This window comes from Gracilinema caldarium (genome assembly GCF_029265695.1).
GTDB classification, from domain to species: Bacteria; Spirochaetota; Spirochaetia; order Treponematales; family Breznakiellaceae; genus Gracilinema; species Gracilinema caldarium_A.
On sequence record NZ_JAJUHW010000007.1, the window covers coordinates 54537 to 80790 of the forward strand.

Here is a 26254-nt window from a genome sequence, read left to right on the forward strand (position 1 = left end):
TACTTGGTAGATCCCCTAAGGCATTCAAATCATGCTTTTCAGCGATGGTAGGGCAAAATGAACAAAAAGGGCTGAAAGGGGCGGGACCGAGAACAAAAGCCCGGTTTCTGCTTCGGATAGCTCCTGGATGCGATACTTTTGCAACATCTTTTTTTTGCCCCATTTATGGACCAGATCTTCCTCCAGAGGTACACCGTTGAGCAGCACCCGCGACGAAGTGACCCCTCCGGATCCTTCAAGAAGATAACGCTCCACATTAGTAGCGGAAAATTTTTCCTTAAGAAAAAGTCGTATAGAAGCAGGCTTTGCCCTCCCCCTCTTGGTTTTATCAATATTAATAGCAAGCAGCGATACCCGCTGGTTCTCATCAGAATGGAGGTACAGCCTGAGCTTGGCTGGTGCTTCAATAAGACAATGGGGACTATGGACCTGGGACCCCATCAGGCGTTTCCAAAGAAAACTGGCATAGTAATCGGGCCGCGGGGACAGGCTCTTTTCGTCCAGGAGGCCGTAATCGGAGCCTACCAGGGCCTGCCGGAACACCCGGGAAACACCGTTCCGGGCCAGAAGACCCAATTCATCGAGCCACCAGAGGGTAGAAACAAAGGTATCCGAAAGGCCCGGTTCCCCGCCATAAAGGGCGTGGCCTGTCTCGGTCATCCAGTTTTCTACGGGAGCTGATGCGGGCCTCATGGCTTTGGCGGCTTCGATGGCCGACTGGATAGGGGTATTCCGGCGGAGTACCTCGGTAAGGGTTCGCGGAGAAAGCAGCCTGTCCCACGCGGCCCGCCTGGTGGCTAGGCGCCCACGGGAAGACTGCTGGGGATAAAAATGCCAGGAAACCCCATCCAGATAGAGGGCCGCGGGGCTTTTACACAGTTTTTTAATTATGGGATAGGGTTCGCCAATGAGAGGCCACACAGCAGAAGCGGGACCTATGATTTTACTTTCCGGATACAGCCGTTTTACCAGGTGTCCAAAGCGGACAAAGTCACGTATATACTGGGCTGGCTTAACCCGATATTTCCATCCGTAAATAAAGGGGAATCCATTTACCTCGTTGCCGAATTCCCAAGCTGCCACCCGGTACCCTTTTTTCCGCGAATAGGCCATGAGCTTAAGGGCGTTTCCCTCCTGCCATCGGCCCTGGCTGTCCCGGTCCGCAGGCCCAGCACTGACGGTAAAGAGGAGTTCCATACCCGTCTTTTCCAGAAATGTATGGAGGGCTTTCCAGGTCTTTTTATCCAAGACATATTCGTGAATCTGGAGACCCTGCAGTGCATCCATCTTCATATCGGGGGCAAGCTGGGCCGCAGCCTTTTTCCCACCCTTATACCAGATGCGGTCCGCTTCGGTGCCTCCGATCCGGATCATGGCGGGGGCTAAAAGCTGGGTCAAATTCACAAGCTGTGAATCTGAAAGATCAAGCGGCTGGGTCTGATCTGCCGCCACACCACGGACGAGGCGTCGGGTATTGCCCCACCAGTGGCCGCCCAGAAGCAGGGAAATATCAATGGTAAAGGACAGGAAATGGGGATGCAAGATCCTTTGGGTAGCCTGGATTGATGAATAGATATCAATTTCTGTATGCATGGTGTAATTCACATCATACCTTTCCTCTGTTCTGTATACAATCTTTTTTATGATTTTCTCGACAAATATAGTATTATAAAAGAAAGGGAAACATAGTATGACTGTGATCGAACCGCTTTCAACAAATAGGAAGGAAACATTTTTAACCCTATTACAAGACCGCTTTACCGCCCATCCAGAACGGCATAACGATGTAAGCTGGGAGGGGATTCAAAACAAACTGGAACAGGATGAAAATAAGCTACAAATACTCTGGGCTATGGAACAAACAGGCGGAGAGCCTGATGTCATCGAATATGATCCTGACCGGAATGTCTACCTTTTTGTAGACTGCGCTCCAGAAAGCCCCGCAGGCAGACGGAGCCTCTGCTATGACCGGGAAGGACTCGAATCCCGAAAAGAAAACAGACCTGAAACAAGCGCCCAGGACATGGCGGGAAACATGGGGATACGACTCTTAACCGAAGAGCTGTACAGGAAACTTCAGACTACCGGCCGATACGATACCAAGACATCAAGCTGGATACAGACCCCCGAAGCTATCAGAAAACTCGGCGGAGCCCTCTTTATGGAATACCGCTATGGAACAGTATTTGTATACCATAATGGGGCCCAGTCCTATTACGCCGTGCGGGGCTTCCGGGGATATCTTTGGATTTAAACAGTTAAGCGGTTGAAAAGGATCGCCAATTTCCATACAATCGGCTCATGAAAAATAAAATACGTTCCTCACTTACCCATGAATTTTACTTTAATAAGAAACATCCCTTCAAAACCTTTTACCATTTTTTTGACCGGGAACAGAAAAATCTTGCCCTGGCGGGTTTCTTTTTTATCATAAAGCACTCACCGGTCTGGGCCATGCCGGTGGTGACTGCCAATATTATTAATAACCTGAGCAATGCGGTCACCAATCCGGGGATGAGAGCCCAGACGGTCCAGCATATCATCATCAACCTGATCGTCATTGCCCTGCTCGCCCTGCAGAATATTCCGAACCAGAGTTTCTTTATTTACTTTCTAGCCAAGGCGGTTAGACAGATAGAAGGCTCATTACGGCTATCCCTGGTGAGGAAGCTGCAGCAGCTTTCATTGGCTTTCCATGACCGCAGCCATTCTGGGGCGGTGCAGTCCAAGATCCTCCGGGATGTGGAATCGATCCGCAACCTTATTATGATCAGCATGAACAGTCTCCTTCCTGCGGTGGTCACCTTTATATTTGCCTTTACCATGACCTTGATGAAGGAGCCCCGAATAAGCCTCCTCTTTTTGCTTTCCATTCCTCTGGCGGTACTGCTTATTAAAATATTCCGCGAACGGATGCGGGAGACCAACGCGGTACTCCGGCAGGACATGGAGCGGATGAACGAAAATATTTCCGAGATGATCGAAATGCTCCCGGTCACAAAGGCCCATGGGTTAGAGGATACAGAGCTGAATCGGCTCGAAAAACAATTTTCTGTTATTCAGGTAAATGGTCTTAAGCTTGATGTACTGAGCGCCCTTTTTGGAGCCATTAACTGGGTGGGTTTTCAGATCCTGCAAATCCTTTGTCTTGCAGTTACCATTCCCTTTGCGCTGCAGGGGCGCATCGGTATTGGAGACGTAGTGCTGTTCCAGGGACTTTACGGCTCGGTACTGAACGCGGTGAGCACCATTTTGAATATTTACCCGGACCTTGAACGGGGTCTTGAGGCAATAAACTCCATCGGCGAAGTCTTGACCGACGAAGAAATCGAAGAAAACGAAGGGAAAGAAATCGTAAGTCAGGTGATTGGTCACATTGAATTCCAAAATGTTTATTTTGCCTATCCGGGAACACGGGATCATGCGATAGAAAATTTCAGTCTTTCTATTCAGGCAGGCCAATCAGTAGCCTTTGTTGGGCCCAGCGGATCAGGTAAAACAACGCTTATGCAGCTTGTGCTCGGACTAAGGCGGCCTCAACAGGGCCACATAATCCTTGACGGCAAAGATCTTTCCAGCCTGGACATGCGCACCTTCCGCAGTTTTGTATCCGTAGTACCCCAGTCGGTTATTCTCTTTTCGGGCAGCATCCGGGAAAACATAACCTACGGACTTAGGGAATACAAAGAAGACCAGGTCATCCAGGCAGCGAAAATGGCTAACGCCTATGATTTTATTATGGATCTCCCCCAGGGCTTTGATACCCCCATCGGCGAATACGGCAGCAAATTATCCGGCGGCCAGCGGCAGCGAATCGCCATTGCCCGGGCGCTTATCCGCAATCCCCGCATTCTCATTCTGGACGAAGCCACCAGCGCCCTGGACGTGGAATCCGAGCGGCATGTCCAGATTGCGATAGAGCAGGCCATGCAGGGACGAACTACCCTGATTGTAGCCCACAGGCTTTCTACCATCCGGAACGCGGACCGGATTGTCGTACTAGAGCGGGGAAACATTGCTGAGACCGGCAGCTACCGGGAACTTATACGCAACAACGGGCCCTTTAATCGCCTCGTGAGCCTGCAGGAGATGAACCGGGGGAGGTAAAGCGATGGAGCAAACGTTCTTCTTGACCAAATCCTTATAACACCCTAAACTGATATATTAGGATATTATTTAAAACTTTTATACTAGCATCGACTTTTAAGAAAGGAGCGCCCTATGAAACAGCTTGCAAAGGCAACGGGACTTTCGATCAGCGACAATGTGTACAACACCCTCAGAAAAAACATTGTGAACCTTAATTTTAAGCCCGGCCAGGAGCTGAATCTGCGGGAAATTACAGCCAAATTGGAAGTAAGCCGCACACCGGTCCGGGAGGCATTGATCCGCCTTGAACGGGAAGGCCTGGTGGACGTGATACCCCAGGTTGGTACCAGTGTTTCCAAGATTGACTTGGAACGGGTCGATGAAGAACAGTTCATTCGTTCCAGCCTTGAGGAAAAGGCCCTGGAACTCTGTCTTTCTAAGAAAATGCAGTTCATTTTGTTAGACCTGGAAAAGGCCCTGCTCCACCAGGAGACCTGCCTTAAAGAGGAAGACCCTTTAGCATTTCTTGAGTGGGATGACGAGTTCCATAAGTCTATCTTCTATCATGCAGGAAAGGCATTAAGCTGGGAACTTATTCAGAACAACTCAAGCCACTACCGGCGGATCCGAATCATGACCCTGTGGAACAGGGACCTGCGGACATCAGTATTTGAACAGCACCAGGAAATTTTTTCATTTATGAAAAAGCAAGACAAAAATTTGGTTGCCACCCTCATTCATGACCATTTTAGCAGGATAACCTACCAAGAAAAGGAACTGCTCGACGCTTATCCTGATTATTTCAGGGTTCCTGTCCATACCGAAGATCCGCTTATATCAGGCTTTATCGGACAACATTAGGAGGCGCTGCCCGGTGTAAAGTATCGCCGCAAATCTTCGTGGTACGGCAGTGCAAAAATGGCATCCCACACATCCTTGACCTGCTTATAGGACCGGGTCCGCTGGTCGTGCAGTAATATTTCTTCAAGCACCCTCCGGTCCCGGCTAATAAATGCCTCCAAGGACCATTCCATTCTGAGAATCCGAGGCATGAGATACATATTGATGAGCCTCCGAGGCAGTTCCGGTTCTATGGTTTCCCGATGTATGCCACTACGATCAACCAGCACCGGTATTTCCACAACCACATCATCCGGTATTCCGTAGATAGTTCCTTGGTTCGGTAAATTAAGAACAAGCCGGCTGCTCCGATTTGTCTCCCGTGCTTGGATGTAAAGGATCTGCTGCTCCCCGCTGAGATCTCCCTTTGTAAAAATATCCGGCCACCTTTCGGTAATCCGCAGCGTCTTATCCTGCCGTACTTCCTGGGCTATCGCCAGAAGCTGTTCCTTAACCTTCCGCAAGCCCCGATGCAGTTTTGGCCGCTCAATTTCATTATCTATGCTTCCAAAAGATCCAAACCACTGCCGTTTAGTTTCCAGGTTATAATTATATTTCCAACTTCCATTTCTGCAGGTATCTCCTATGGGCAATAGGCCATAAAAGCCATACATATCCATCACCGCGGGGCTCATCTGGATATCCCAGGGTCCGCTAGATTGCCAGGATGGAAGCTCTTGTGCTATCCAGCGGTCAAGGAGAGGATAAGCATCCATCCCATTATATCTGAAGCGGTTCAGCCATATTCCGTGATTTACCCCTGCCACTTGCCAGTCAACCTTATCAAATGGGAGGCCCAGGGGCTTACACACCTCATGAACTCCGCCATGGCCATGACAGAATCCAATTGTTTGTATAGATGTTATACGATTGAGCAGCTGGCTTATCTCAAAAACAGGGTTTCCTGTCTGCAATATGGTTCCCTGGGGGCTTAATCGTTCCATTGAGCGGGCAATATTTAAAGCAGCCTGCATATCATAGTAGCTACACAGTCCGTATGTATAGGTGGACACCATGTTATATTCCTGGGAATCCACTCCGCGGTAGTATCCAAACTGTTCTCCCACCGCAGTCATTGCTTCCCAGGAGGCAAAACCATCCTGATCTTTCCAGACAGGAAAAGCTAAAATGGTATTGATGACATAGTTGGCCCCATCTACAGCGGTATCAAGATTTTCGGTACTGTTAATCCTGACTGGGACATCCAGTTCTTCAAGATAGCGGCTTGCTAAAAGGTGAGCCGCTTCGAGCCGTTGGCTATGTATGTCCATAAGGCAAAGTTCAGGGCGCCCACCCACAAGGTCAGGGCTCTTTGCCAGATCTCCGATCAGTTTTAATGCGTACCGTACACTGCCTGCGCCAATAATGGTTATTTTCATCAATTTCTCTTGAGACGTACCATTTTACCCGCAGGAGAGCCAAGTGCTTCAGCCCGGCCGCCGGGGGAAGCGAAACCTGCGTAGAGTTCCAGTGTTCCCTGGGGAAGTACGGGATGGCCTTCGGGATCTATACAGGCCAGGCGGTCTATGGGAAGCTTGAATTCTATTGGCTGCGAAGCTCCCGCAGCGATTTCGAGGGGCCGGAACTCTACCAAGGACCAACGGGGTACGGTAAAGGGAGCATCAGCCCAGCGATAATAGAGCTGCAGAACCTCCCGGCCTGCCTTGTCTCCGCTGTTGCGGACTTCGGCCCTTACCGTTACATGGCTATTACCATCACCGCTCAAGCTGCAGCCGAATCGCAATAGTTCCATTTTTGCATAGGTAAGCCCGAAGCCAAAGGGATACAGAGGTTCAGCCTCCATATACCGGTAGGTTCTGCCCTTCATGGCATAGTCATCGAAGGGAGGAAGCTGGCGGACGCTCGTGGGAAAGGTAACGGGCAGTTTTCCACAAGGGGCAGTCTTTCCAAAAAGGATGCGGGCAATGGCTTCGCCTCCGGCCTGCCCCGGATACCAGGCCATAATGATCGCATCGGCCAGGTCATGCAGTTCGGGCGAACAGATGGGAGCGCCGCCCATCAATATGACTACCAGGGGTTTTCCCCCCTCTTTAAGCCGCCTCAGGTACTCTAGCTGTTCCGCTGAAAGGTCCAGATCCTCAAAATCGCCGAAGGTGGGCGATAAAATAGCATCCCCCTCCTCTCCTTCCACACTGATGTCCCGCCCCATGACCGCGATGGTAACATCCGCATACTTGGTGACACCACTTGCCCAGTCGTTGGGATTGATGCGCCGTTCCGCCAGGGGGCAGCCTTTTTTGTAGGTAACGGTAATTTCAGGCCCTGCTTCTGCAACGATGCCCTCTAGTACGGTTCTTAATTTTGATGATACCCCCGCATAGTTTCCAAGGAGGGCGTCGGTATTGGTCGCGTTGGGACCGGTCACAAACACATAGGATAGCTTTTCTTTTTTAAGGGGAAGAATGCCGTTATTTTTAAGAAGCACGAGGGACTTTTCAGCAGCCTCCAGGGCAAGGTTGTCGTGGCGTTTCCAATCTATGTTTTCTAGCGAAATTGACGCATAGGGGCCCTCATCGGAGAGGAGGCCAAGCTTGTCCATGGTACGCAAAAGCCGGGAGACAGAGCGGTTAATATCCGCTTCGGAAATGTAGCCTTTCTGGAGTGCCTCCACTAAATACTGGTAAGCATCGCCGCAGTTTAGATCACAGCCAGTTTTGAGGGCCAGAGCTACCGATTCAAGCACATCCTGGGTAACCTTGTGGTTTTTATGAAAGTCGCAAATTGCCCAGCAATCGGAAACCACATGCCCCTGAAAGCCCCATTCCTGCCTGAGTTTTTTTTGGATCAAAAAAGTGCTGCCGCAGGCGGGCTCCCCGTTTACTCGGTTATAGGCTCCCATAACGCTTTCTACTCCGGCTTTTACCAAAGCCTTAAAGGCAGGAAGATATGTTTCTTCCAGATCTTTGGGACTTACCTGGGCATCGAAGACGTGCCGGGAACCTTCGGGCCCCGAATGGACCGCAAAATGCTTAGCGCAGGCAGCGGCCCGCAAGTAGTAGGGATCGTCACCTTGGAGCCCCCGGACATAGGCGGTACCAAGCCTGCTTGTAAGGATTGGATCCTCGCCGTAAGTCTCCTGTCCCCGGCCCCAACGGGGATCCCTGAATATATTGATGTTCGGCGCCCAGAATGTCAGCCCACGGTGGTACCGGTCTGCTTCTTCCTTGCCGACACTGTTAAATTTAGCACGGGCTTCCAGGGAAATTGCCTCAGCAACCCTATAAATAAGGTTTTCATCAAAGGTAGCGCCTAAGGCAATTGCCTGGGGAAAGACCGTGGATTCCCCCTGATTAGCCACCCCGTGGAGCGCTTCGTTCCACCAATTGTAGGCGGGAATGCCTAATCTCGGAATTGCCTTGGCCCGGTGAATCATAAGGCCAGCTTTTTCTTCTATACTCATGGAAGAAAGCATCTGTTGGACTTTTTCATTATTTTTTTGACTCATGATGTGCTCCTATGACTATAATGGGAAGCCTGAATCGGCTCCCCACTACTACCTTACTTTATGGTATCCCTACCTTTCTATAGGTGTTTTTACCGATTTTGCTTAATATAGAGTACGGCCTTCTTCGTCGGGGATTCCGGATTTCCTGTAGAAGTAACTATTAATTACATCCCGCCACTGCCGGGCATTTTCTTCCTGCTTGGTAAAGCGTTCAGCTACCTCCTGGTATACCTGGGGATCTATAGAATCCTTTAAGCTCAGCCATTGGTTTTGCATTTCTCGCATCGCCTCGTACCCCTTAAAATGGGCATCATAATAGTTTTGGATAAGGGTTTTCCCGTTTTTCATGCGGTATGTATAGGGAAGCCGGTGGAAAAAGAGAATAAGATTTTCGGGACAAGTGTCGCGGCTGTCGTATATATGTGCCCATTCTTCATAATATTGGGCGGTATAGCCGGTCCCGTTTTTAGTACGGTCAACCCCTATTGCTTTTGTATCCGCCCGGTGATAGGTACCCCAAATAGAATACTCATACCCTTCGGGACTGGGTCCATAGTGGGTCCCCGGTGTAACCATCCATCCTAAACCAAAGGGGGTGGTATACTGTTCGTAGATCTGCCAGGACTGTAAAAGGAGAGAAACAACCGAAGCTACGATCGATTCATCATTGCTCAGGCTGCCCAATACCCATTCACGGGCAATAGTCTCTGGGTTCAAAGAGGGATCCCAGGCAAGTCGTCCAAAGGCATACCAATTTGCCTGGGCAAGCCAGTGTCCTGTCCAATTATAATCTCTGCCGATATTAGAAACGGCAGCCATACCGCCCCTCGGCCGATTCCACACAGAACCTTTTATAATAGAAGAAACTGTAACTTTTTTGCCTGGTATACGGGGATCGAAATCCAGGATCTCCTTCCACTGAGGAGCCAAATAACAAAGATCTATTTGCTGCCCCGTATATTCCTGGGCAACCTGGAGTTCCAGCATCTGGTTTGTATGCTGCATTTTTCCGAAGAGGGGTGACACGGGCTCCCGCACCTGGAAATCCAGGGGACCGTTTTTAATTTGCAGGATTACATTGCTATCGAACTGGCCATCCAAACACTGAAATATATCGTAGGCAGCCCTGGCCCGATCTATGCTGGTGTCCCGCCAATCCTGGAGCTTGTACACAAAGGCACGCCATATGAGAGTTCCCCCATGGGGACCCAGGGCTCTGGCGAGCATATTGGCCCCTTCGGCCTGGGACCTTCCATAATTGTGAGGACCGGGGTTGTACTCCGAATCGGCCTTGACCAGGAAGCCGCCAAAATCAGGAATGGCAGCATAAATATCCCGGACTCGGTCCTGCCACCAGCGGAAAACTTCGGGAGCAAGAGGATCGGCGGTATCAAGGTTCCCCGCCAATACGGGACTCATAAAGTTCACACTGAGATAAAGCCGTATTCCATAGGGCCGCAGTATGTCTGCGATTGCAGCCACATCTTTGAGGTATTCTGAAGTAATAAGGAACGGCGCCCGGCCTTTTACGTTCACATTGTTAATGACAGTGCCGTTAATACCTACCGAAGCCAGGAGTCGTCCATAATCGGTGATACGTTTCTTGTCGGCTGTAATCTTATCATTCTCAAAAAAGATGGAACGGCCCGCATAACCGCGTTCTACAGAGCCATCCATATTGTCCCAGTGATTGATAAGCCTGAGCGGATTATGGGGCATTTCTTTGCAATCCAGGAGCGTAAAATCTCTTTGCTGCTGGAATAGCCGTATTAAATGAAAGACTCCGTATAAAAGCCCTGTTTCCGAAGCAGCGGCGATCATAACCGATCTGGATTCCGCCATATACCGGATAACAAAGGATCCCTCCACGCGAAAAAGTTCCGCTTCCACATCTACGTGAAATTGCTGATCCGGCGAAACCAGGGTACACAAGATCGCGGACTCAGACAGTTTAGAACTTTGTACGAGTGCTACTCCAAAATATTCAGCGAAAAACCTTTTTAATTCATTGGCAATAGCCGTATTTTTTACCGAGGGATCTATGAATAAATTGGTAAATGCAGCACCTACCTGTTGTGCATAAGAGGCAAAAGTTTTTCTCTTTATATAGGGATTTGAATAATCCAGCCAGCACAGCGAATACTTATCCATGGGTTATCTCCTTCTGTCGGGGTTTATCTTTGGTAATCGCTTCCCACAGACCATACATATATGCAGAACCTAAAGCTTGGTCATAAAGACCATAGCCGGGCATAGAAATTTCTCCCCAAATCGACCTGCCGTGGTCAGGCCGCATCAATCCGTCGTATCCATAATCATAGAGGGTTTTCATAATTTGATACATATCTAGGTCGCCATCACAAGACATGTGGGCCGTTTCATCAAACTGGCCGGGACCATTTATTTTCAGGTTTCGTACATGAACAAAATGAATACGACTGTGCAGCTCTCTAATTATTTCTAGAACATCGTTCTGAGGATGTACTCCCAGAGAGCCGGTACAGATAGTGAGTCCGTTCGCTGGACTTGGAACCGCTTGAACAATTCTTTTTAAATTTTCCAGACTGGTAACAATCCGCGGAATACCGAACATGCTCCAGGGCGGATCATCGGGATGCAAGGCTAATTTTATATTATATTTTTCGCAGGTTGGCACAATTGCTTTCAGAAAATACACCAGATTGGCAAAGATCGTATCTTCCGTACAGGTTCGATAATATTCAAGAAGTTCAGCAACGTGCCCGAGCCGTTCCGCTTCCCAGCCAGGAAGCAAAAAACCTTTGGCCTGTCCCTGGAGCCATCCAAATAGTTTTTCTGGTCCAAGTGAACTGATAAGAGCTTCATCATAGGAAAGTACACTGCTTCCGTCGGATCGTGGTTTTGCAAGAGTAGAGCGAATCCAGTCAAAGACGGGCATAAAATTATAGACCACAAGATGCAGGCCTTCTTCACCAAGATGCTCCAGGGTCTTAATATAGTTTTCTATATAACGATCCCGGTCAGAAAACCCAGCCTTTATAGATTCATGTACATTGACACTTTCGATACCCAAGAGGGCAAGACCCGACTGCTCTATCGTTTTCCGTAAATCCTGTAATTCTTCCCGGGACCAAACATCCCCTGTTTTTTTGCCATAAAGTGTACTGATGATTCCTTTTACATAGGGAAGCTGGCGAATTTTATCGAGGGACACGGAATCATACTGTTTGCCAAACCAGCGGAAGGTGATATTCATGATAACCTGTTCTTTGTACTCCAATAGAAATTCGGGAACGAGAGGAACAGCGGGCAGGCTAAAAGCCTGCCCGACTTGGACGGGTGATAATAACCGTCTATTTTGCCTTTTTAAGTTCTTCTAATTTGGCCCTGCGTTCATCAATAATTGCCTGGCCTCCTGAACTGAGGTAATCTTTCAGTCCCGCATCAAAGACCTTGTCAAAGTCACTTGGTTTAGCCACCACCGATTTTACGAGCAGCGTATTCCGTTTTTCTGACAGAGCAGGACCCATTCCCTGTTCCGCCTTGATTTCCCCCAGCTTAAAGGGAGGCACAATCCGCACATCCACTGACTGTGTCTTATAGGACCGCTCAATATACCGGGGATCAACACCGCCGTAGCCAAGGGCCAATGAGCGGGATTTAAGCACCGGATCTCCTAGATCAAGACCATTCAGGGTAATAGTATAGTCAATGTTGTACAGGGAGTTAATTCGCTTGTCCCCTTCCACGGGTTTCATTTTTACCGCACCGTCTGGCAACACATCATGATGGACGCCAGGTTCGCCGGTGGCGAGGAACTTGCGATTTTCCAGCTTGCTGATCCAGTTAAGATACAAGAGGGACGCCAGGGGTTCCTTGTTGGTGGCGGGGAAGAATACCTTGCGGTCCACTGCAGGGGAAAAATATTTGCGGTATTTTCCCGCATTGTTCTTAAAGGTATCCACCGCGATAAAGGCTGCTTCGGGACCTACCAATTTTTGCAGGTTTCCATGGATTCCCTTTTCTCCATCTCGGTAAGGATAGTCCCAGTTTTGGATAAAGGCACCTACATAACCTGATTTAATAAGATTATCTCCAGCGGGGTCTCCGACTGGATAAAGGGCAAAATCCTTCCAGACAAGACCTTCGTTATACCATTTGTTTACAACCCGGACCGCATCCTTGTACTTTGGCCACAGGAGATGCCGGTCGTCAAAACCATAGATATAAAGCTCTTCATCGCTTGTTTTATCGGGAATGAAAGAATCAGATAGATTCATGATATACCAGCCCACATCGACGGTTAGGAAGAAGGGGATCATCTTGTCCTTATCTTTCCCAAGAAGCTTTTCCGCATTGTCCCTGAACGCCCGTATGGTCTTTTCAAATTCTGCAAGAGTTTTTGGTTCAGGAAGATTAAGCTTTTTAAGCCAGTCTTCGCGAATAAAGGTAATAGTCCTTGTGTTTGGTTTCCTGATAGCTTCGATTGCCCAAAGCTGTTTTGTTTTGGGATCCTGATCATAGTAAATATTCGCATCCCCAAGGAGGTTCCATAGATCCTTAAGATAAGGCTTATACTGCTCCAGGTACGGGTTCAGATCCAAAACTCCGCCCATATTCGCATAGGTTTGTATGGTGGGATAATCGTAGGTTACGCAAATATTAGGAGCTTCCCCCGCAGCAAGCAGGTTGTTCAATGCTTGGACTTCGGTCCAACGGGGAACCGGTTTAAATACCACATTCACATTGTGGTCCCTGAGCATTCCTTCCTTGATAAAACGGGCAAAAAAGTTGTCCTCTGGAGGTGTACCGGTACCCCGATCATACACTTCCACCGTAATAGTCTTTGTCTCAGTGAATCTGCCATTCACCAATTCAGCAGATTTTCCTGTAGACTTGCCTTTGTCTGATTGCCCTTCTGCCACAAGCAGTGTGGCCACAGAGAGCAAGCAGAGCATTGCTACTAGAGCTTTTTTCATAGCCTATGCCTCCTTGTTATACTGAGCTGCCTGTAACAGGGCAGCTAAAATCTCTTCTTTATTGACACGTCTGTTTTACGGCAGCGGCCTATTCTTTTATTGCCCCCAAGGTAACCCCCTGTATGAAATATCGCTGCAGCCAGGGATAGACAAAGAGAATAGGTATGGTGGCAAACATGATTGCCGCAGCCTTTAAGGCCTCGCTTAAGCCGGGAGGGGTAAAGCCTTCGGTGGAATAGGTCTCGAGACTGGATACCGCATTAATCAGGTTGTAGAGCAACAATTGAATAGGAAAAAACTCACGCTTATTCATAAACATGAGAGCATCGGAAAAACCATTCCAGCGCCCGACCGCATAGAACAGGGCCAGGGTGGCAATGACCGGTGTAGAGAGGGGCAGATAGATGCTGGTCAAAATCTTAAAAGGCCCTGCCCCATCAATTTCCGCTGATTCGCGCAGACTTTCAGGAATCGTGTAAAAATAATTCCGCATAAGAATCATGTTAAACACGCTCAAACAGTAGGGCACTATGAGGACCAGGGGCTTGTTCAGGAGCCCCACATCTTTAAGGAGCAGGTACATCGGGATGGTCCCCGCGTTAAAGTACATAGTAAAGAGCATGACGGTGCTGAAGAACTTTCGTCCCTTAAGCTTATCGTATACCAAGGGATAGGCCGCCAGGGTGGTCATAAAAAGGGATAAAAATGTCCCGCTTACAGTCAATATGGCGGTCCATAACAGCGACCAGGTGTACTTAGAATCGGATAGCACATAGCGATAGGCATCAAAAGAGAACCCCTTGGGCCAGAGAGTTACTTCATTCCGGATAAGGTGCTCAGCTGAGCTTAAAGAGCGAGCCATGAGGGTCAGCATGGGCAGAAGACAGACAAAAATGACAAAGATACAAATGATAACAAATATAACGTCCAGATAACGTGATTCCCTCGAATTAACCATAGCAATCCCCTAAATAATTCCCCGTTCGCCGAATTTTTTTGCTAAATAATCTGCAAAGAGCAGAAAACTGACACTGACCACGGATTGGAAAAGCCCCACCGCAGTGGTTAAAGAAAATTGCAGCCCTCGTATTCCGTAGTTGTAGATAAAAATCGACATCACATCTGAAACCTCTTTTACCAGAGGATTTCGAAGCGCATAGGGACGGTCAAAATCACTGCCCAATATACGGCCTAAGGACAGGATAAGAAGCACCACGATGGTAGACCGGATGCCCGGAAGGGTAACGTGCCAGATTCGCCGCAGCCGATTTGCACCATCTATAGCTGCAGCCTCATAGAGCTCAGGATTAATGCTCGTAATTGCCGCGAGATAGATAATGGTATTCCAGCCAACGCTCTGCCAAATTCCCAGGGTTACATAGGTACCAACCCAATAATGACTCTGGTTCAGAAAGGGAATCGGCTGCATACCGAGTTTTTGCAGCCAGATATTCAGAAGTCCGTTGGTTGGAGCAAAGAGCTGCAATGCCATGCCGGCGATAATGACCCAGGACAGGAAGTGGGGCATATATGCCACGGTCTGGGTGAGCCGCTTAAGGCCCCGGTAGGGGAGTTCGTTCAGAATAAGGGCAAGCAGGATCGGAGCTGGAAACCCGAATATCAGATCGAGCAGATTCAGAGTTAAGGTATTTCTAAGAGCATCCAGAAAATCCTTATTTTGAAAAGCCCTAATAAAATATTCAAAACCGCCGGCTCCAGCCCAGGGCATTTCCCAGGGACTTTTAACGATACTGTAGTTTTTGAATGCTATTTGAATGTAGGTCATTGGTATATAACGAAATACCAAAAAATACAGCATCGGAAGAACGAGCATAGCATACAGTGACCAATAGCGCCGAATATACTTTTGGGTCATCTGTATATTGGTGGATTTATGTTGCATTCCTTTCATGAATACTAGTATATTAGCATATATTAAAATATGTCAACAAAAATTTTATTGCGATATAGGCTTTTTCTTAATCAGCCACATTCAACCCGCTTTAAAAATAAGCGTGGAAACTTATACAAGCTTCCGTTTTTAAAAGGATGGAAATATACTAGCGTACAAGGAATGTTTTATGAACCAAAAAACATTATGGAACGATGGCTGGGAATTCGCTAAAACCCCACTTGGCTGCGATAGCTGGTTAAATCTGTCATATTCTCCAGTGGAAATCCCCCATGATTGGCTTATCGAGGATAGCACCAATCTCTACGAAAACAGTATTGGCTGGTATCGGAAACGCTTAATCTGCGATAACCCTGAATCTGCTCAGTATGCCCTTTACTTTGAAGGGGTCTATATGGACAGTACCCTTTTTGTAAATGGAAAAGAAGCGGGCCAGTGGAAATACGGCTACTCATCATTTGAACATGACCTGACCCCGTTTCTTTTAAAGGGAAAAAACGAGATCATCCTCAAGGTGGTACACCAAAGCCCAAACAGCCGCTGGTACTCTGGAGCGGGGATTTATCGTGATGTCTATATGCTAAGCCGGAGAAACCTGTATATTCCGACCAATGGCATATATATTGCGGTAAAGCTGACGGCAGATCGATGGGATGTGGAAATAGAAACAGAGCTGGCAGGATTGGGAATTGAAACAACCGGTTCCAACCGCTTTGTTATTCAACACCGGTTGTCGTTTAGGGGTATGGTGCTGGCCGAGTCAAAAGGGCTGGCTGATACCGAATCATGTAATGGGAACCCAGATTGGATCATGAAGGACCAGCAGCAACTATCAATCCAGAACCCTCTTTTATGGAGCCCAGAAACACCACACCTGTACACCCTGGAAACATCTCTTTATAGTCCCGAAGGCGAGCTCATCGAAATATACAGAAATCCGGTCGGATTTAGGACCCTAACATTCAATCCCCACCGGGGACTCCTGGTGAACGGCAGTCCCTGTAAGCTGCGAGGTACCTGCGAACACCACGACCTGGGGGCTCTGGGCGCGGCCTTTAACCGGGAAGCTCTCCGGTACCGCTTTAGTCTGCTTAAAGCTATGGGGGTGAACGCAATCAGGACCAGCCATAACATGCCCGCCCCTGAGCTTATGGACTTGGCGGACGAAATGGGATTTTTTGTCCTGTCCGAAGCCTTTGATATGTGGGAACGTCCCAAAACCACCTATGATTATGCCCGGTTCTTTCCCCAGTGGTATAAAAAAGATGTGGCAAGCTGGATACGACGGGACAGGAATCATCCGAGCCTTTTAATGTGGAGCATCGGCAACGAAATATACGACACCCATGCGGACAAGCGGGGGGAGGAGCTTACCCGGCTGCTTTTGCAGGAAGTCCGTATAAACGACCCAAAAGGAAACGCTCCGGTAACCATTGGATCCAATTTTATGCCCTGGGAAGGGGCCCAGAGGTGCGCAGATATACTTAAGTTTGCAGGCTATAACTACGGCGAAAAATATTACGAGGAGCATCGTGCAAAGTATCCCCATTGGGTAATTTACGGCAGCGAAACCGCATCGATAGTCCAGAGCCGGGGAGTCTACCATTTTCCCTATGAGGCTACTATTCTTGCGGAAGCGGATCAGCAGTGCTCAGCCCTGGGGAACAGCCCCACAAGCTGGGGGGCCCGCTCCCACGAAGCATGTATCGCCGCCGACCGGGATACTCCATGTTCGCTTGGCATGTTCATTTGGAGTGGTTTTGACTATATCGGGGAACCTACTCCCTACCACACTAAAAACTCATACTTCGGGCAGATTGATACGGCGGGCTTTCCTAAGGATTCCTATTACATTTATAAGGCTGCATGGACTGACTACAAAAGAGACCCCATTATTCATATTTTTCCCTACTGGGATTGGAATCCAGGACAGTTGATTGATGTACGGGTCTGTTCCAACGCACCTTTTATCACCCTCTATTGCAACGGCCGCCTTATCAGCACAAAGCATATTGACCTTAATCGGGGTTCTGACCAGACCGGAACCTGGAAAATTCCCTACGAAAAGGGGGAACTGGTTGCTCTAGCCTATGACGAAAGCGGCCGCTGTATAGCCCGAGCAAGCCGCAGATCCTTCGGAGATCCTGCACGCATCAAACTCATTCCATCAAAATCATATCTTGAAGCGGACGGACGGGACCTGGTGTTTGTAAGCATAAGCGTGGAAGACGTGGAGGGGAATCGGGTAGAAAATGCTGCAAATAGAATGGAAGTGGCCGTAGAAGGCGCAGGCAGACTCCGGGGCCTCGATAATGGCGACAGTACGGATTACGATTCCTACAAAGGAATAAGCCGCCGGCTTTTTAACGGTAAGCTCATGGCTATTGTGGGTTCTACATTTGAAACCGGGGCTGTAACCATTACAGTGCGGTCTTTAGCTCTGCCGGAAGCGAAACTGACTTTACCCGTAGAACCCTCGGCCAGAGAAGATCTCAGATGCTATAGTGTATACGCTTTTAACAGTCCAAGGCCGATCCATACAGGAAAGGCGGAGGAAGTTCCCCTCCGTAAGATTGAATTACGGCTCCTTACAGGCGCACAAGAATTGTGCCCTGAGGATAGTCCGGAAGTCCGGCTGGAAGCACTGCTCTATCCTGCCAATGCAACCTATCGGGACATTGCATGGTCGGTAGTCACGGCATCTGGTATTGAGACCCCACTAGCATGGATTGAAACAGCAGGAACCCAGGCGGTCATTCATCCCCGGGGAGACGGCGAATTTCGTGTTCGCTGCACCAGCACTAACGGGACCGAAACGGTGCGCCTTATATCCCAGATCGAATTCACTTCCCATGGATTCGGCAAGCTTTACAAGGATCCCTACAGCTTTGTATCTGCAGGCCTGTATGATGATTCAAATGGCAACATAGGACCTGGGAATGAACAGGGTATCGCCACAGCCCGGGACGGTACTACCATATTTGGCTTTACGGACCTGGATTTCGGCTGCCACGGGTCAGACACCATTCATCTTCCTATCTTTGCTTTAACCGACGATACATACCATATTGAGCTTTGGCAAGGAAGGCCCGGCAATCAGGGAAGCCAGCTGCTTGATACCCTCGTATATCAGAAAAAAAGCATCTGGAACGTCTATCAGGAAGAGACATACAGACTGAATACGCCCCTGCGGGGCACCCAGTCCCTGTATTTTGTAACCCGGGCAAAGCTGCACTTTAAGGGTTTCCGTTTCGAAAAACAGAACCGCACCTTTAGAAAGATATCGGCTCTGGAATACGATGATCTCTACGGAGACCAGTACCAGCTTTCAGAAGATGCCATTAGAGAAATCGGAAACAATGTTACGGTGACCTTTAAGGACCTTGATTTTAAGGGAACCGCACCCCGTGCTGTAAAAATTTTCGGCCGTTCACTAACAGACAGGAATAGCATTCTCATCAAGTTTAAAAACAAAGAGGCCGAACAGGTGGTCCTGGTGGATTTTGAACATTCCGAGGATGTAACCCAGAACCGCTACCCCCTGCCGGCCCTTTATAAGGATCTGCTTGCGGGGAGCCTCGCAGTATCCTTCGTGTTTCTGCCAGGCTCGGCATTTGATTTTGTTTCCTTTCAGTTTGAATAAATCCGGTACCGGCCTGCTAGGGCAAGCAGGGCAAAGAAATAAAGACAATTGTCGTAGTACCGGCGGTTTCCCAGACGGAGGGGCGTCTCCCAGAAAAGCCGGACCATCTTTTCTGCCAGGGGGCCTTCGGTGGCCAGGGCTCCCATGGCATTGGTGGCGATGAGCCCCACGGGGTGCAGGGCCGGTTCAGGCCGGGCAGTCCCGTCAATTTTGTACCAGTGGTAGTTTTCAGGCTCCTTATCCGCAAAAAAGCGATGAATCTTATCGATTATGTCCTTTTGAAAAACCTTCCTGCCGAACCAAAGGGCATCGAGCCCCAGGTTGGCCGCCACCCGGTATGAGTCGCTGTAGAAATCCCCATGGTCGTTATAGAAATTGGGGCGTCCGTCATAATAGGAGTACTCAGGCGCAAGACCCGTTACGGGGTGGCAGGACTTGGGGAGGAACTCCCGGCTTACCGCTGCGGCCTTTTGCCAGAAGGGCCGGTCCTCCGGATAGGCCCAGCGGGCAAAGAGCTCGTAAAAATGAGGCAGATGGTAGGAAGGATCGGTAAAATCGCAGTTGGGCACAAATTTGATGAGATAGTTGGAAGGTTCCCACATGGGCCAGCCGTCCCCCTGTTCGCCCTTGTGAATGCAGCGGGCAAGAAGATCCCGGGCCTGTTTGCTGTAATTAAAGGGGGCTTCCCGGTCTCCCCAGCGGTTTGCTGCAAAGAAGAGAGCCATGGCAAAGTATTCTTCTCCGTCGGGAGCGGGGCCATTGGAATTGCGCCGTCCGTCGGGATGGCAGGACCAGGCAAAGTACCCTGCATTGGGTCCTTCGGTAAGGTACATGTAGGTCATGGTCCATTTCCAGATCCGGTCAAACACGTCCTGCCTGTCCATTTGAACCGCCATCATCATACCGTAGGACTGGCCTTCGGTCCTCACGTCCAGGTTGCCCGTATCAAGCATATAGCCCATATCGGGCCCGGATTCAAAATAGATTCGCTCGTCCGCGGGACCTTCAAAGAGGGTATGCCAGGCCTCGCTGACGCGCCGGTCTATTTCCTCCCGGCTATACCCAAGCCGTTCAAAGTAACTCTGCTGATGCACAGGCTGTTCCATGATGGTTGCTCCTTTCAGTTTTTTTAAGTTTCCCCGTGGACCTAGAGTCAAAAAAGACCCCAGGAGCGGTAAGAATCGGCACGGTTTTAATATCCGTCGTTCCTAAACAAAATATGAGACCGACTATTGAATGGGCTTACTTATCTTACAATTTTCCACAAGCACCCCTTATTGCTTGTCGGATCTATTCCATTTCTTGCAAACAGATCAGAAATTGTAACAAACTCATACCCTTGCATTTTTAAATTTGGAATGAGAATATCCAACGTTTCAGCAGAAGGATGTGGTTCTGGTTGTACATCGTGAAGTAGAATGATAGCACCATCTTCGATTTCAGATAATACAGTGAGAGCACGCTCTTGCGCACTTGTCCCACAACCTATCCAATCATAACACACAATACCGCCAATAAAGGGTAATGGAATGACATCAAACATTATTTGGTTAGTTTCCAAATTGGGAGGACGGAAAAACTTTGGTTCTACACCTAATAAGTGAGTAATAACGTCCTGAGTTTTTACATATTTTGATTTAATTTCATCAACCTGTAATGTAACAAGACTTTGATAATCCCAGCTATGATTACCTACTTCGCAACCCATTGCGATCATTTTTTTTAAAACAGGTTCTGTCTCCTTAGTAACCTTAGAACCAACTAAAAAAAAGGTCGCCACCACTTGATATTGATCGAGTTTATTTAAAACTCGACCAGTCAATTCGAGCTCTGGTCCATCATCAAAAGTCAATGCACATAATTTGGTCCTCAATTTCATAATTGAATATTATCAATTAATAAAAAAACAGTATAGAATACAAACAAATATTTATTATTTAAACCAAATATAATAATCATTGTTGTCATTGAATCTTACAAGGAGAGCCAGCAAAATGGAAATCAAAGTAGCAGATATAATTAGATCCCTTCCAGGAACAGATACACTTCCTTCTGATACGGTGGACGGCATACTGTACGGTAGTTTAGATGTCATTGTATCCGGTGTGGCGGTCACGTTCCTTGCCACCGCCAATTACTGCAAGAGGGCTCAGGAATTAGGCTGCAACTTGGTCATAAGCCATGAGGGGATCTGGTTTAGCCACCGGGACCAGCAGCCAGAGCAGCTTATCCACAGCGCTATTGACCAGGTTTACCAACGGAAGCGAGATCTATTGCAGGAGCACGATCTTGTCATCTATCGATACCACGACGGCATTCATCGTGCGCTCCCCGATCGGATAACTGCAGGCCTCGTTGCCGAGCTTGGCTGGCAAGATCTTATTATCCGAGAAGAGCCAGCGTATTCAATAATAGAGCTTAAGACTTCCTTGGGTGAACTCATACAGCACATTAAAAATAGTTTGGGCCTTTCCTATGTCCGTTATATTGGTTCAGAAAAAAGCACGATCCGCCGTGTCCTTATCGCTGTCGGATACCGAGGCAGCGGTTCCCTCATCCTGCCTCTGATACAAAGAGAGGCGATAGACCTCGTCATCTATGGGGAAGGACCCGAATGGGAAATACCTGAGCACATCCGTGATGCGAATGACTTCGGTATTAACCGATCACTTATTATTATAGGACATGGTGCCAGCGAAAGCCCTGGCATAAAGCTACTCACAGCAGAACTAACCGATCGCTTCCGAAGTATACCAATTAGGTACCTGCCCTTCGAAAATCCGATACTAATTGGTTAATAAGGTAGGATAAACTATCCCTTCTTATCCTCGCAGAAACGCATACCATGTCGGATCATGTCGTTTTACCTGTTGTATGTTAGTCGCATTTTAGTTGCAATTTGCAACTAAAATGTAGTATATTAATATCATGACCTCACAGGAAATCGACGGTTGTCTTTTTTCGTTTTTGCAGACCGCCTATCATTTCGAAGCCCAAGAAAAACGGCTCTTCAATCTCAGCTGGCAGGAAATATACCTGCTGCAATTGCTGCGCTACCATGGCCCTTGGCAGATATCCATGCTCGGAATACGCATGGAATTAAAAAAATACCAAACCAGTAGGCTGGTAACCCGGCTAGAAGAACTAGGACTCGTCAGGCGTTCAGCGGCTGGAGGAGACCGGCGACAGATACATGTGGAGCTGCTTGAAAACGGACGAGCCAAACTTGCAGAGATAGAAGCCTACCACCGCCAGCTTTTTACAGCCGGCGAAAAACGGGGCGGTCCTGGGAAAGACACCTTGGCTATTTTACAGAAGGCAATACATCAATTTGCTGCCTTGGTCGGCATTAAGCTGGAGGAATAACTATGATTAAGAACCAACGAGTTGTTATCACCGGAGCCTCATCAGGCATTGGGTCAGAGCTGTGCAAGCTCCTTGCGGAACACAACAAGATTGTCGCAGTTGCGCGGAGAGCGGAGCGGATACCGCAACACCGAAACATTATACCCCTTTCTATTGACGTATCCACCAAAGAAGGTATGGACCGGCTCCTGGATACGGCATACACGGCTTTGGGGAACATCGATATATTTATCAGCAACGCGGGCTTTGCCTATTACGAGCGCTGGCAGGATGCGTCATGGGAACATATGGATGCCATATTTAAAACTAATGTTTATGCCCCATTGTATGGACTACAGGCCCTGAGGCAGCGAAAAGGAAAGGAACCGTTCCAATATCTTATCACCGCAAGCGCTATGAGTTTTTATGCTATGCCGGGTTATGCCCTGTACAGCGGAACCAAGTTTGCCCTCCGCGGTTTTGCCGACTCGATGCGCTATGAACTTGAACCGGGTCAGCATTTACAGCTTATCTATCCCATCGCAACACTGACAGAGTTCTTCTTGGTAGCCCAGAGCGATCACCTTCCATGGCCGCGGCAAAAGGCTTCGGCGGTGGCAAAAGCGATAGCAAAGGGTATTGAACAGAGAAAGCCCCACATCTACCCATCACTTTTGTATCGGATCATGCAGATTGTGAGCAGGATTATACCAATTATCCCCATCTACATGGGCATAGAAGGATGGCGGTTTCGAAAAGAATTTTCACAGGGGGGAACCCATCATGTCTGATATACCGGTTATCCCAGCACCTTGGGACCTTAAGGGTCGGGGCTTTATTATTCTGTATCGCTTTACAAAGGAGGAAATTGTCCAGGATCCATTCCTGTCAGACCACTTTAAGGCCAATTTTGCAGGAGGTTTTGGAAGTCTCATGGCGGTAGATTACGAGACTTCCAACGCGGGGCCCTATCAGGAGCTCCTCTTTATCCCCGGTGCATTCCGTTTTTATGGAAAAAAACTGCAGCATATTAGCCGCATTTTTGTTTCTACCGATGAAAGTGTCGTAAACGGTCGGCGGAACTGGGCAATTCCAAAGGAACGAGCAAATTTTGTATTCCAGCCTTTAGAAAAGGACAGAGAAGAAATCCTTGTAGAACACAACGGAGACTCGGTGTTCCGGGGAACCTTTCGTATTAAAGGCCCTGTTTTTCCGGTCAATACCATCGTGTTCCCCTACCGGCTCGTACAAGTACAGAACAACCACGCTTACCATACCCGATTTACCGGCCACGGCTGGGGACGCCTTGCCAGCGTAGAATCAGTGAAGGTCAACCCCGAACACTTTCCGGCCCTTGCAGAAAAGAAACCGCTCATAGCTATCGCAGTGCAGCCCTTCTCGATTACCTTCCCAACAGCGGTGGTAGAAGATATTAAAGGATAGCTTTTGAGACACTAATAAAAAGTGAGAAAATACACCCTTTAGCAGCCTCCATATGCGATCCTACACACATCCACCTTGGACAGGTAGCGGATCCGCCGGGGACCAGGCCGTTCATCTCGGGTGCTGACTAGACAAAGTTCTCCCTCCTTTTCGCCGAGGATCTGGCCGTTTTTAGTCAGCACCACTATAAGGCCCTCGCCCTGGGGACTGTTAAATATTTCGTGCCAGGAATAAAGGGCATAATACCCATCGGTACCGGAAGCCACGATATAGGTCCGGTTCGGCACCTCGTGTTCTTCCAGCCTCATGCGGGCTTCCTCCAGCAGGTCCCGCAGGAGCACCCCCGAATAGATTAAACCTTCCTCTTTTAGTTTGCCGCTCCCGCAGAGTATGTCCACATCCCGGATAGTCACCTGGGGCCGCTGCCTCAGATCTGCCGCGGCGAATGTGCAGGGATTATCCACTAAACCTTCTATACGGACAGCGGTACTGACATATTGTTGGCCATAGACCTTTTGCCTCGTTCCGGGCGGCATGTTGATCATACAAACCTCCTTATGTGGCTACAATCAATCCTGCTGTATATCCGGTCCTGCTTAACCGAACCGATAATAATTTCAAAATCCCGTTCTGTCGCTAAACTGCAAAGCGATGCTTCCACATCATGGAGGGCCCCCGCGGCCAAATAATCCGCCTTGTTCAAAAAAAGGTAGCGGCGGGATCCGTCGGGACAACCCTTAAAAAGCCCCTGGGGATGGTATGCCAGATTGATAAGGTGACGGACGTCTATGGGCTCCCCTAATCCGCATCCCGTTACGGCGCTAAACAAGGCTGGCCGGTGTACATGGACTTCGTCCATCGGGAGACCCAGGCAGTCGAGACCCACACAGCCGAGGACTATATCGCATAGGTCCGGCACAACCGGCTCATGCTCCGCTGGAGCCTTAACCGGAAGGTGCTTTGAACCATCAGCCTCTACCAGTACCAGGTCCCAATAGGAGCCCAAGGCCCCTGCCCATGCGGGATGTATGCCCCGCAGTTTATAAAGCAGCGGCTTTCCATGAGATTGATGAACCGAGGTATCCGGTATAGCTTCCTTTGACGCAAGGACCGTAACGCTTCCCGGCTTCGGAGCAGAAACCGCCAAAGCCGAAAGCCTTTCAAGGATCGCCACATTATTTCCGGGGGGTGTCTGTTCAAGCTCAGGAATAATAGTTACCGAATCATAGAGCCGCGGCTCCGTTTCGGTCCGGGGGTCATAGATATGGGTAGTGGTGGTAAGAGCGACCCGTTTCCCCTTTTCTGCAAAGATTTTTGCCAAAAGGTACAGGAGAGCCGATTTTCCGCCCCCGCCCACCGCGGCAATAACTAAGCCGCGGTCCTCGGGCCAATTAAGAACATTAGCGAAGAAATCGCTTAAGTTCTGCATCGCCTAGCTGCACATGGTAAAAAAGGGAATAAAATTCCTTAACCTTGGCTTCCAGTATCTCCCGGCTTACCAGATCAGGATACGCCAGGTGACCAAGCCAGTACAGGCCTACAAGCCGGTTAACCGATGGGGGCCGCGCAACCCAGTTATAGGGCTCAGCGGGAATATCATAGACCCTTCCCTGCTTTACCGCCCGGAGCTGCCGGAAAAGCCCATCCTGTGCCACCACCGAAGCCTGGGCACCGTTCGTTAGAATAATAAGATCCGGATCCCAGAGGAGCAGCTGCTCCATGGAAACCTGGTTTCTTCCAGTGCCTCCCTTGTTGGCCAGATCTGCCACATTAAGGAGCCCCGCAAACTCTATAGTCTGTGAATGCAGAGAACCTGCAGCAATGGTCATCAACGCCGAAGGATCTTCCCCGTAATAGAGCCGGACTTTTCTACGTCCTTTGCCAAGCTGGTCCTGCAAATCCTTAAAATAAGCGACCGTAGTTTCGCTGAATTGGGCAAGCGGTTCAGACTGGGTTCCCACATTTAAGAGCTTTCCCAAATCCCGGTATGTTTTGCTATAGGAATCAAAGGATGAGGCCTCGATAAATACGGTAGGTATACCAGTCCTGCTCTGGACATCATCCATATCCTGGGCAATGGTCGGCTTCCGCTCCCCTATATCAATAATGATGTCCGGCTTCGCACTGATCAGGGCCTCCATGTTAAGCGTAGAAGCGGCCCCATAAAACTGGCCAAAGATCGGTAAGGCTCGAGCAGCGGGACTGAGATAGGGAAGGAGCTCAGAAGCGGGCTTACTCGACCAGCCAATAATGCGGTCAGGGACAAGAGTAAAAAGAAAAATCTGCGCCATAGGCCCTGAGGGGGCAATTCTATTGATGAAACGGGGGACTTGAACGGTTCGCCCTGCCGAATCGGTAAAGGCCCAGCGGGATTGCTCTGAATTACCCGGACCAGGCGAAACAGAAGTTTTTTGCGCCATAAGGGGAGCAGAAAGCGCAATAAAACAAACCAGGCATAGCTCCATCAATTTGGATCGGAACTTATTAGCGTATCGCAT

21 protein-coding genes are annotated in these 26254 nt (G+C 48.9%); 8 read left to right on the forward strand and 13 right to left on the reverse strand.

Annotation, left to right across the window (positions count from 1 at the left end; genetic code table 11):
- Window positions 1–24 precede the first annotated feature (24 nt).
- The gene (locus Q7P68_RS04110) at window positions 25–1605 is read right to left on the reverse strand and encodes a glycosyl hydrolase family 79 N-terminal domain-containing protein (protein WP_304223177.1); all 1581 of its coding nucleotides are present in this window, start codon (window positions 1603–1605) and stop codon (window positions 25–27) included.
- Window positions 1606–1690: 85 nt separating this feature from the next.
- Between Q7P68_RS04110 and Q7P68_RS04115 the strand changes: the two genes are divergently transcribed.
- The 3 genes from Q7P68_RS04115 to Q7P68_RS04125 all read left to right on the forward strand — a co-directional run bounded on the left by Q7P68_RS04115 (window position 1691) and on the right by Q7P68_RS04125 (window position 4950).
- Entirely contained in the window at window positions 1691–2254 is a 564-nt protein-coding gene (locus Q7P68_RS04115) for a DUF4256 domain-containing protein (protein ID WP_304223179.1), read from the forward strand.
- Between the two features lie 47 nt (window positions 2255–2301).
- Window positions 2302–4107 (forward strand): ABC transporter ATP-binding protein, encoded by a 1806-nt coding sequence (locus tag Q7P68_RS04120; RefSeq protein WP_304223181.1) that lies wholly within the window; start codon window positions 2302–2304, stop codon window positions 4105–4107.
- A 114-nt stretch (window positions 4108–4221) separates the two neighbouring features.
- Window positions 4222–4950: a GntR family transcriptional regulator gene (locus Q7P68_RS04125; protein ID WP_304223184.1), complete on the forward strand. Its 729-nt coding sequence runs from the start codon at window positions 4222–4224 to the stop codon at window positions 4948–4950.
- Here Q7P68_RS04125 and Q7P68_RS04130 read toward each other — a convergent pair.
- The 7 genes from Q7P68_RS04130 to Q7P68_RS04160 all read right to left on the reverse strand — a co-directional run bounded on the left by Q7P68_RS04130 (window position 4947) and on the right by Q7P68_RS04160 (window position 15325).
- A complete protein-coding gene (locus Q7P68_RS04130; protein WP_304223186.1) occupies window positions 4947–6368 on the reverse strand; it encodes a family 4 glycosyl hydrolase in 1422 nt (473 codons plus the stop codon). The genes Q7P68_RS04125 and Q7P68_RS04130 overlap by 4 nt on opposite strands.
- Window positions 6368–8455: a glycoside hydrolase family 3 N-terminal domain-containing protein gene (locus tag Q7P68_RS04135; protein WP_304223188.1), complete on the reverse strand. Its 2088-nt coding sequence runs from the start codon at window positions 8453–8455 to the stop codon at window positions 6368–6370. Before Q7P68_RS04135 ends, Q7P68_RS04130 begins: the two co-directional genes overlap by 1 nt.
- Window positions 8456–8557: 102 nt before the next feature.
- Complete coding sequence (locus tag Q7P68_RS04140) at window positions 8558–10606, reverse strand: alpha-glucuronidase family glycosyl hydrolase (RefSeq protein ID WP_304223191.1); 2049 nt, start codon at window positions 10604–10606, stop codon at window positions 8558–8560.
- A complete protein-coding gene (gene uxuA / locus Q7P68_RS04145; protein ID WP_304223192.1) occupies window positions 10599–11690 on the reverse strand; it encodes a mannonate dehydratase in 1092 nt (363 codons plus the stop codon). Before uxuA ends, Q7P68_RS04140 begins: the two co-directional genes overlap by 8 nt.
- Before the next feature lie 97 nt (window positions 11691–11787).
- Entirely contained in the window at window positions 11788–13413 is a 1626-nt protein-coding gene (locus Q7P68_RS04150) for an extracellular solute-binding protein (protein ID WP_304223194.1), read from the reverse strand.
- 88 nt (window positions 13414–13501) lie between these two features.
- Window positions 13502–14371, reverse strand: a complete 870-nt coding sequence (locus tag Q7P68_RS04155; protein WP_304223196.1) for a carbohydrate ABC transporter permease — start codon at window positions 14369–14371, stop codon at window positions 13502–13504.
- Window positions 14372–14380: 9 nt separating this feature from the next.
- Complete coding sequence (locus Q7P68_RS04160) at window positions 14381–15325, reverse strand: ABC transporter permease (protein ID WP_304223198.1); 945 nt, start codon at window positions 15323–15325, stop codon at window positions 14381–14383.
- Between the two features lie 169 nt (window positions 15326–15494).
- On the opposite strand from Q7P68_RS04160, the gene Q7P68_RS04165 reads away from it, so the two are divergent.
- Window positions 15495–18968, forward strand: coding sequence for a glycoside hydrolase family 2 TIM barrel-domain containing protein (locus tag Q7P68_RS04165; RefSeq protein ID WP_304223200.1), 3474 nt, complete (start codon window positions 15495–15497; stop codon window positions 18966–18968).
- Here the strand turns inward: Q7P68_RS04165 and Q7P68_RS04170 are convergent.
- Window positions 18956–20074 (reverse strand): family 8 glycosyl hydrolase, encoded by a 1119-nt coding sequence (locus tag Q7P68_RS04170; RefSeq protein WP_304223203.1) that lies wholly within the window; start codon window positions 20072–20074, stop codon window positions 18956–18958. The two genes, Q7P68_RS04165 and Q7P68_RS04170, sit on opposite strands and share 13 nt — an antisense overlap.
- Window positions 20075–20214: 140 nt before the next feature.
- Window positions 20215–20847: a polysaccharide deacetylase family protein gene (locus tag Q7P68_RS04175; RefSeq protein WP_304223205.1), complete on the reverse strand. Its 633-nt coding sequence runs from the start codon at window positions 20845–20847 to the stop codon at window positions 20215–20217.
- 115 nt (window positions 20848–20962) lie between these two features.
- On the opposite strand from Q7P68_RS04175, the gene Q7P68_RS04180 reads away from it, so the two are divergent.
- From Q7P68_RS04180 to Q7P68_RS04195, 4 genes are all read left to right on the forward strand, one after another.
- Window positions 20963–21766 (forward strand): Nif3-like dinuclear metal center hexameric protein, encoded by an 804-nt coding sequence (locus Q7P68_RS04180; protein WP_304223207.1) that lies wholly within the window; start codon window positions 20963–20965, stop codon window positions 21764–21766.
- Window positions 21767–21896: 130 nt separating this feature from the next.
- Window positions 21897–22334, forward strand: a complete 438-nt coding sequence (locus tag Q7P68_RS04185; RefSeq protein ID WP_304223209.1) for a MarR family winged helix-turn-helix transcriptional regulator — start codon at window positions 21897–21899, stop codon at window positions 22332–22334.
- A gap of 2 nt (window positions 22335–22336) precedes the next feature.
- Complete coding sequence (locus Q7P68_RS04190; RefSeq protein WP_304223211.1) at window positions 22337–23104, forward strand: SDR family NAD(P)-dependent oxidoreductase; 768 nt, start codon at window positions 22337–22339, stop codon at window positions 23102–23104.
- Complete coding sequence (locus Q7P68_RS04195) at window positions 23097–23756, forward strand: acetoacetate decarboxylase family protein (protein WP_304223213.1); 660 nt, start codon at window positions 23097–23099, stop codon at window positions 23754–23756. Before Q7P68_RS04190 ends, Q7P68_RS04195 begins: the two co-directional genes overlap by 8 nt.
- Before the next feature lie 38 nt (window positions 23757–23794).
- Here Q7P68_RS04195 and Q7P68_RS04200 read toward each other — a convergent pair whose 3' ends face one another.
- The 3 genes from Q7P68_RS04200 to Q7P68_RS04210 are packed head-to-tail and all read right to left on the reverse strand — an operon-like array spanning window position 23795 to window position 26254.
- Window positions 23795–24301, reverse strand: a complete 507-nt coding sequence (locus Q7P68_RS04200) for a molybdopterin-dependent oxidoreductase (protein ID WP_304223214.1) — start codon at window positions 24299–24301, stop codon at window positions 23795–23797.
- Window positions 24298–25185, reverse strand: coding sequence for a selenium cofactor biosynthesis protein YqeC (yqeC, locus tag Q7P68_RS04205; RefSeq protein WP_304223216.1), 888 nt, complete (start codon window positions 25183–25185; stop codon window positions 24298–24300). The genes Q7P68_RS04200 and yqeC overlap by 4 nt, the downstream gene beginning before the upstream one ends.
- Window positions 25157–26254, reverse strand: a complete 1098-nt coding sequence (locus Q7P68_RS04210) for an ABC transporter substrate-binding protein (RefSeq protein WP_304223218.1) — start codon at window positions 26252–26254, stop codon at window positions 25157–25159. Before Q7P68_RS04210 ends, yqeC begins: the two co-directional genes overlap by 29 nt.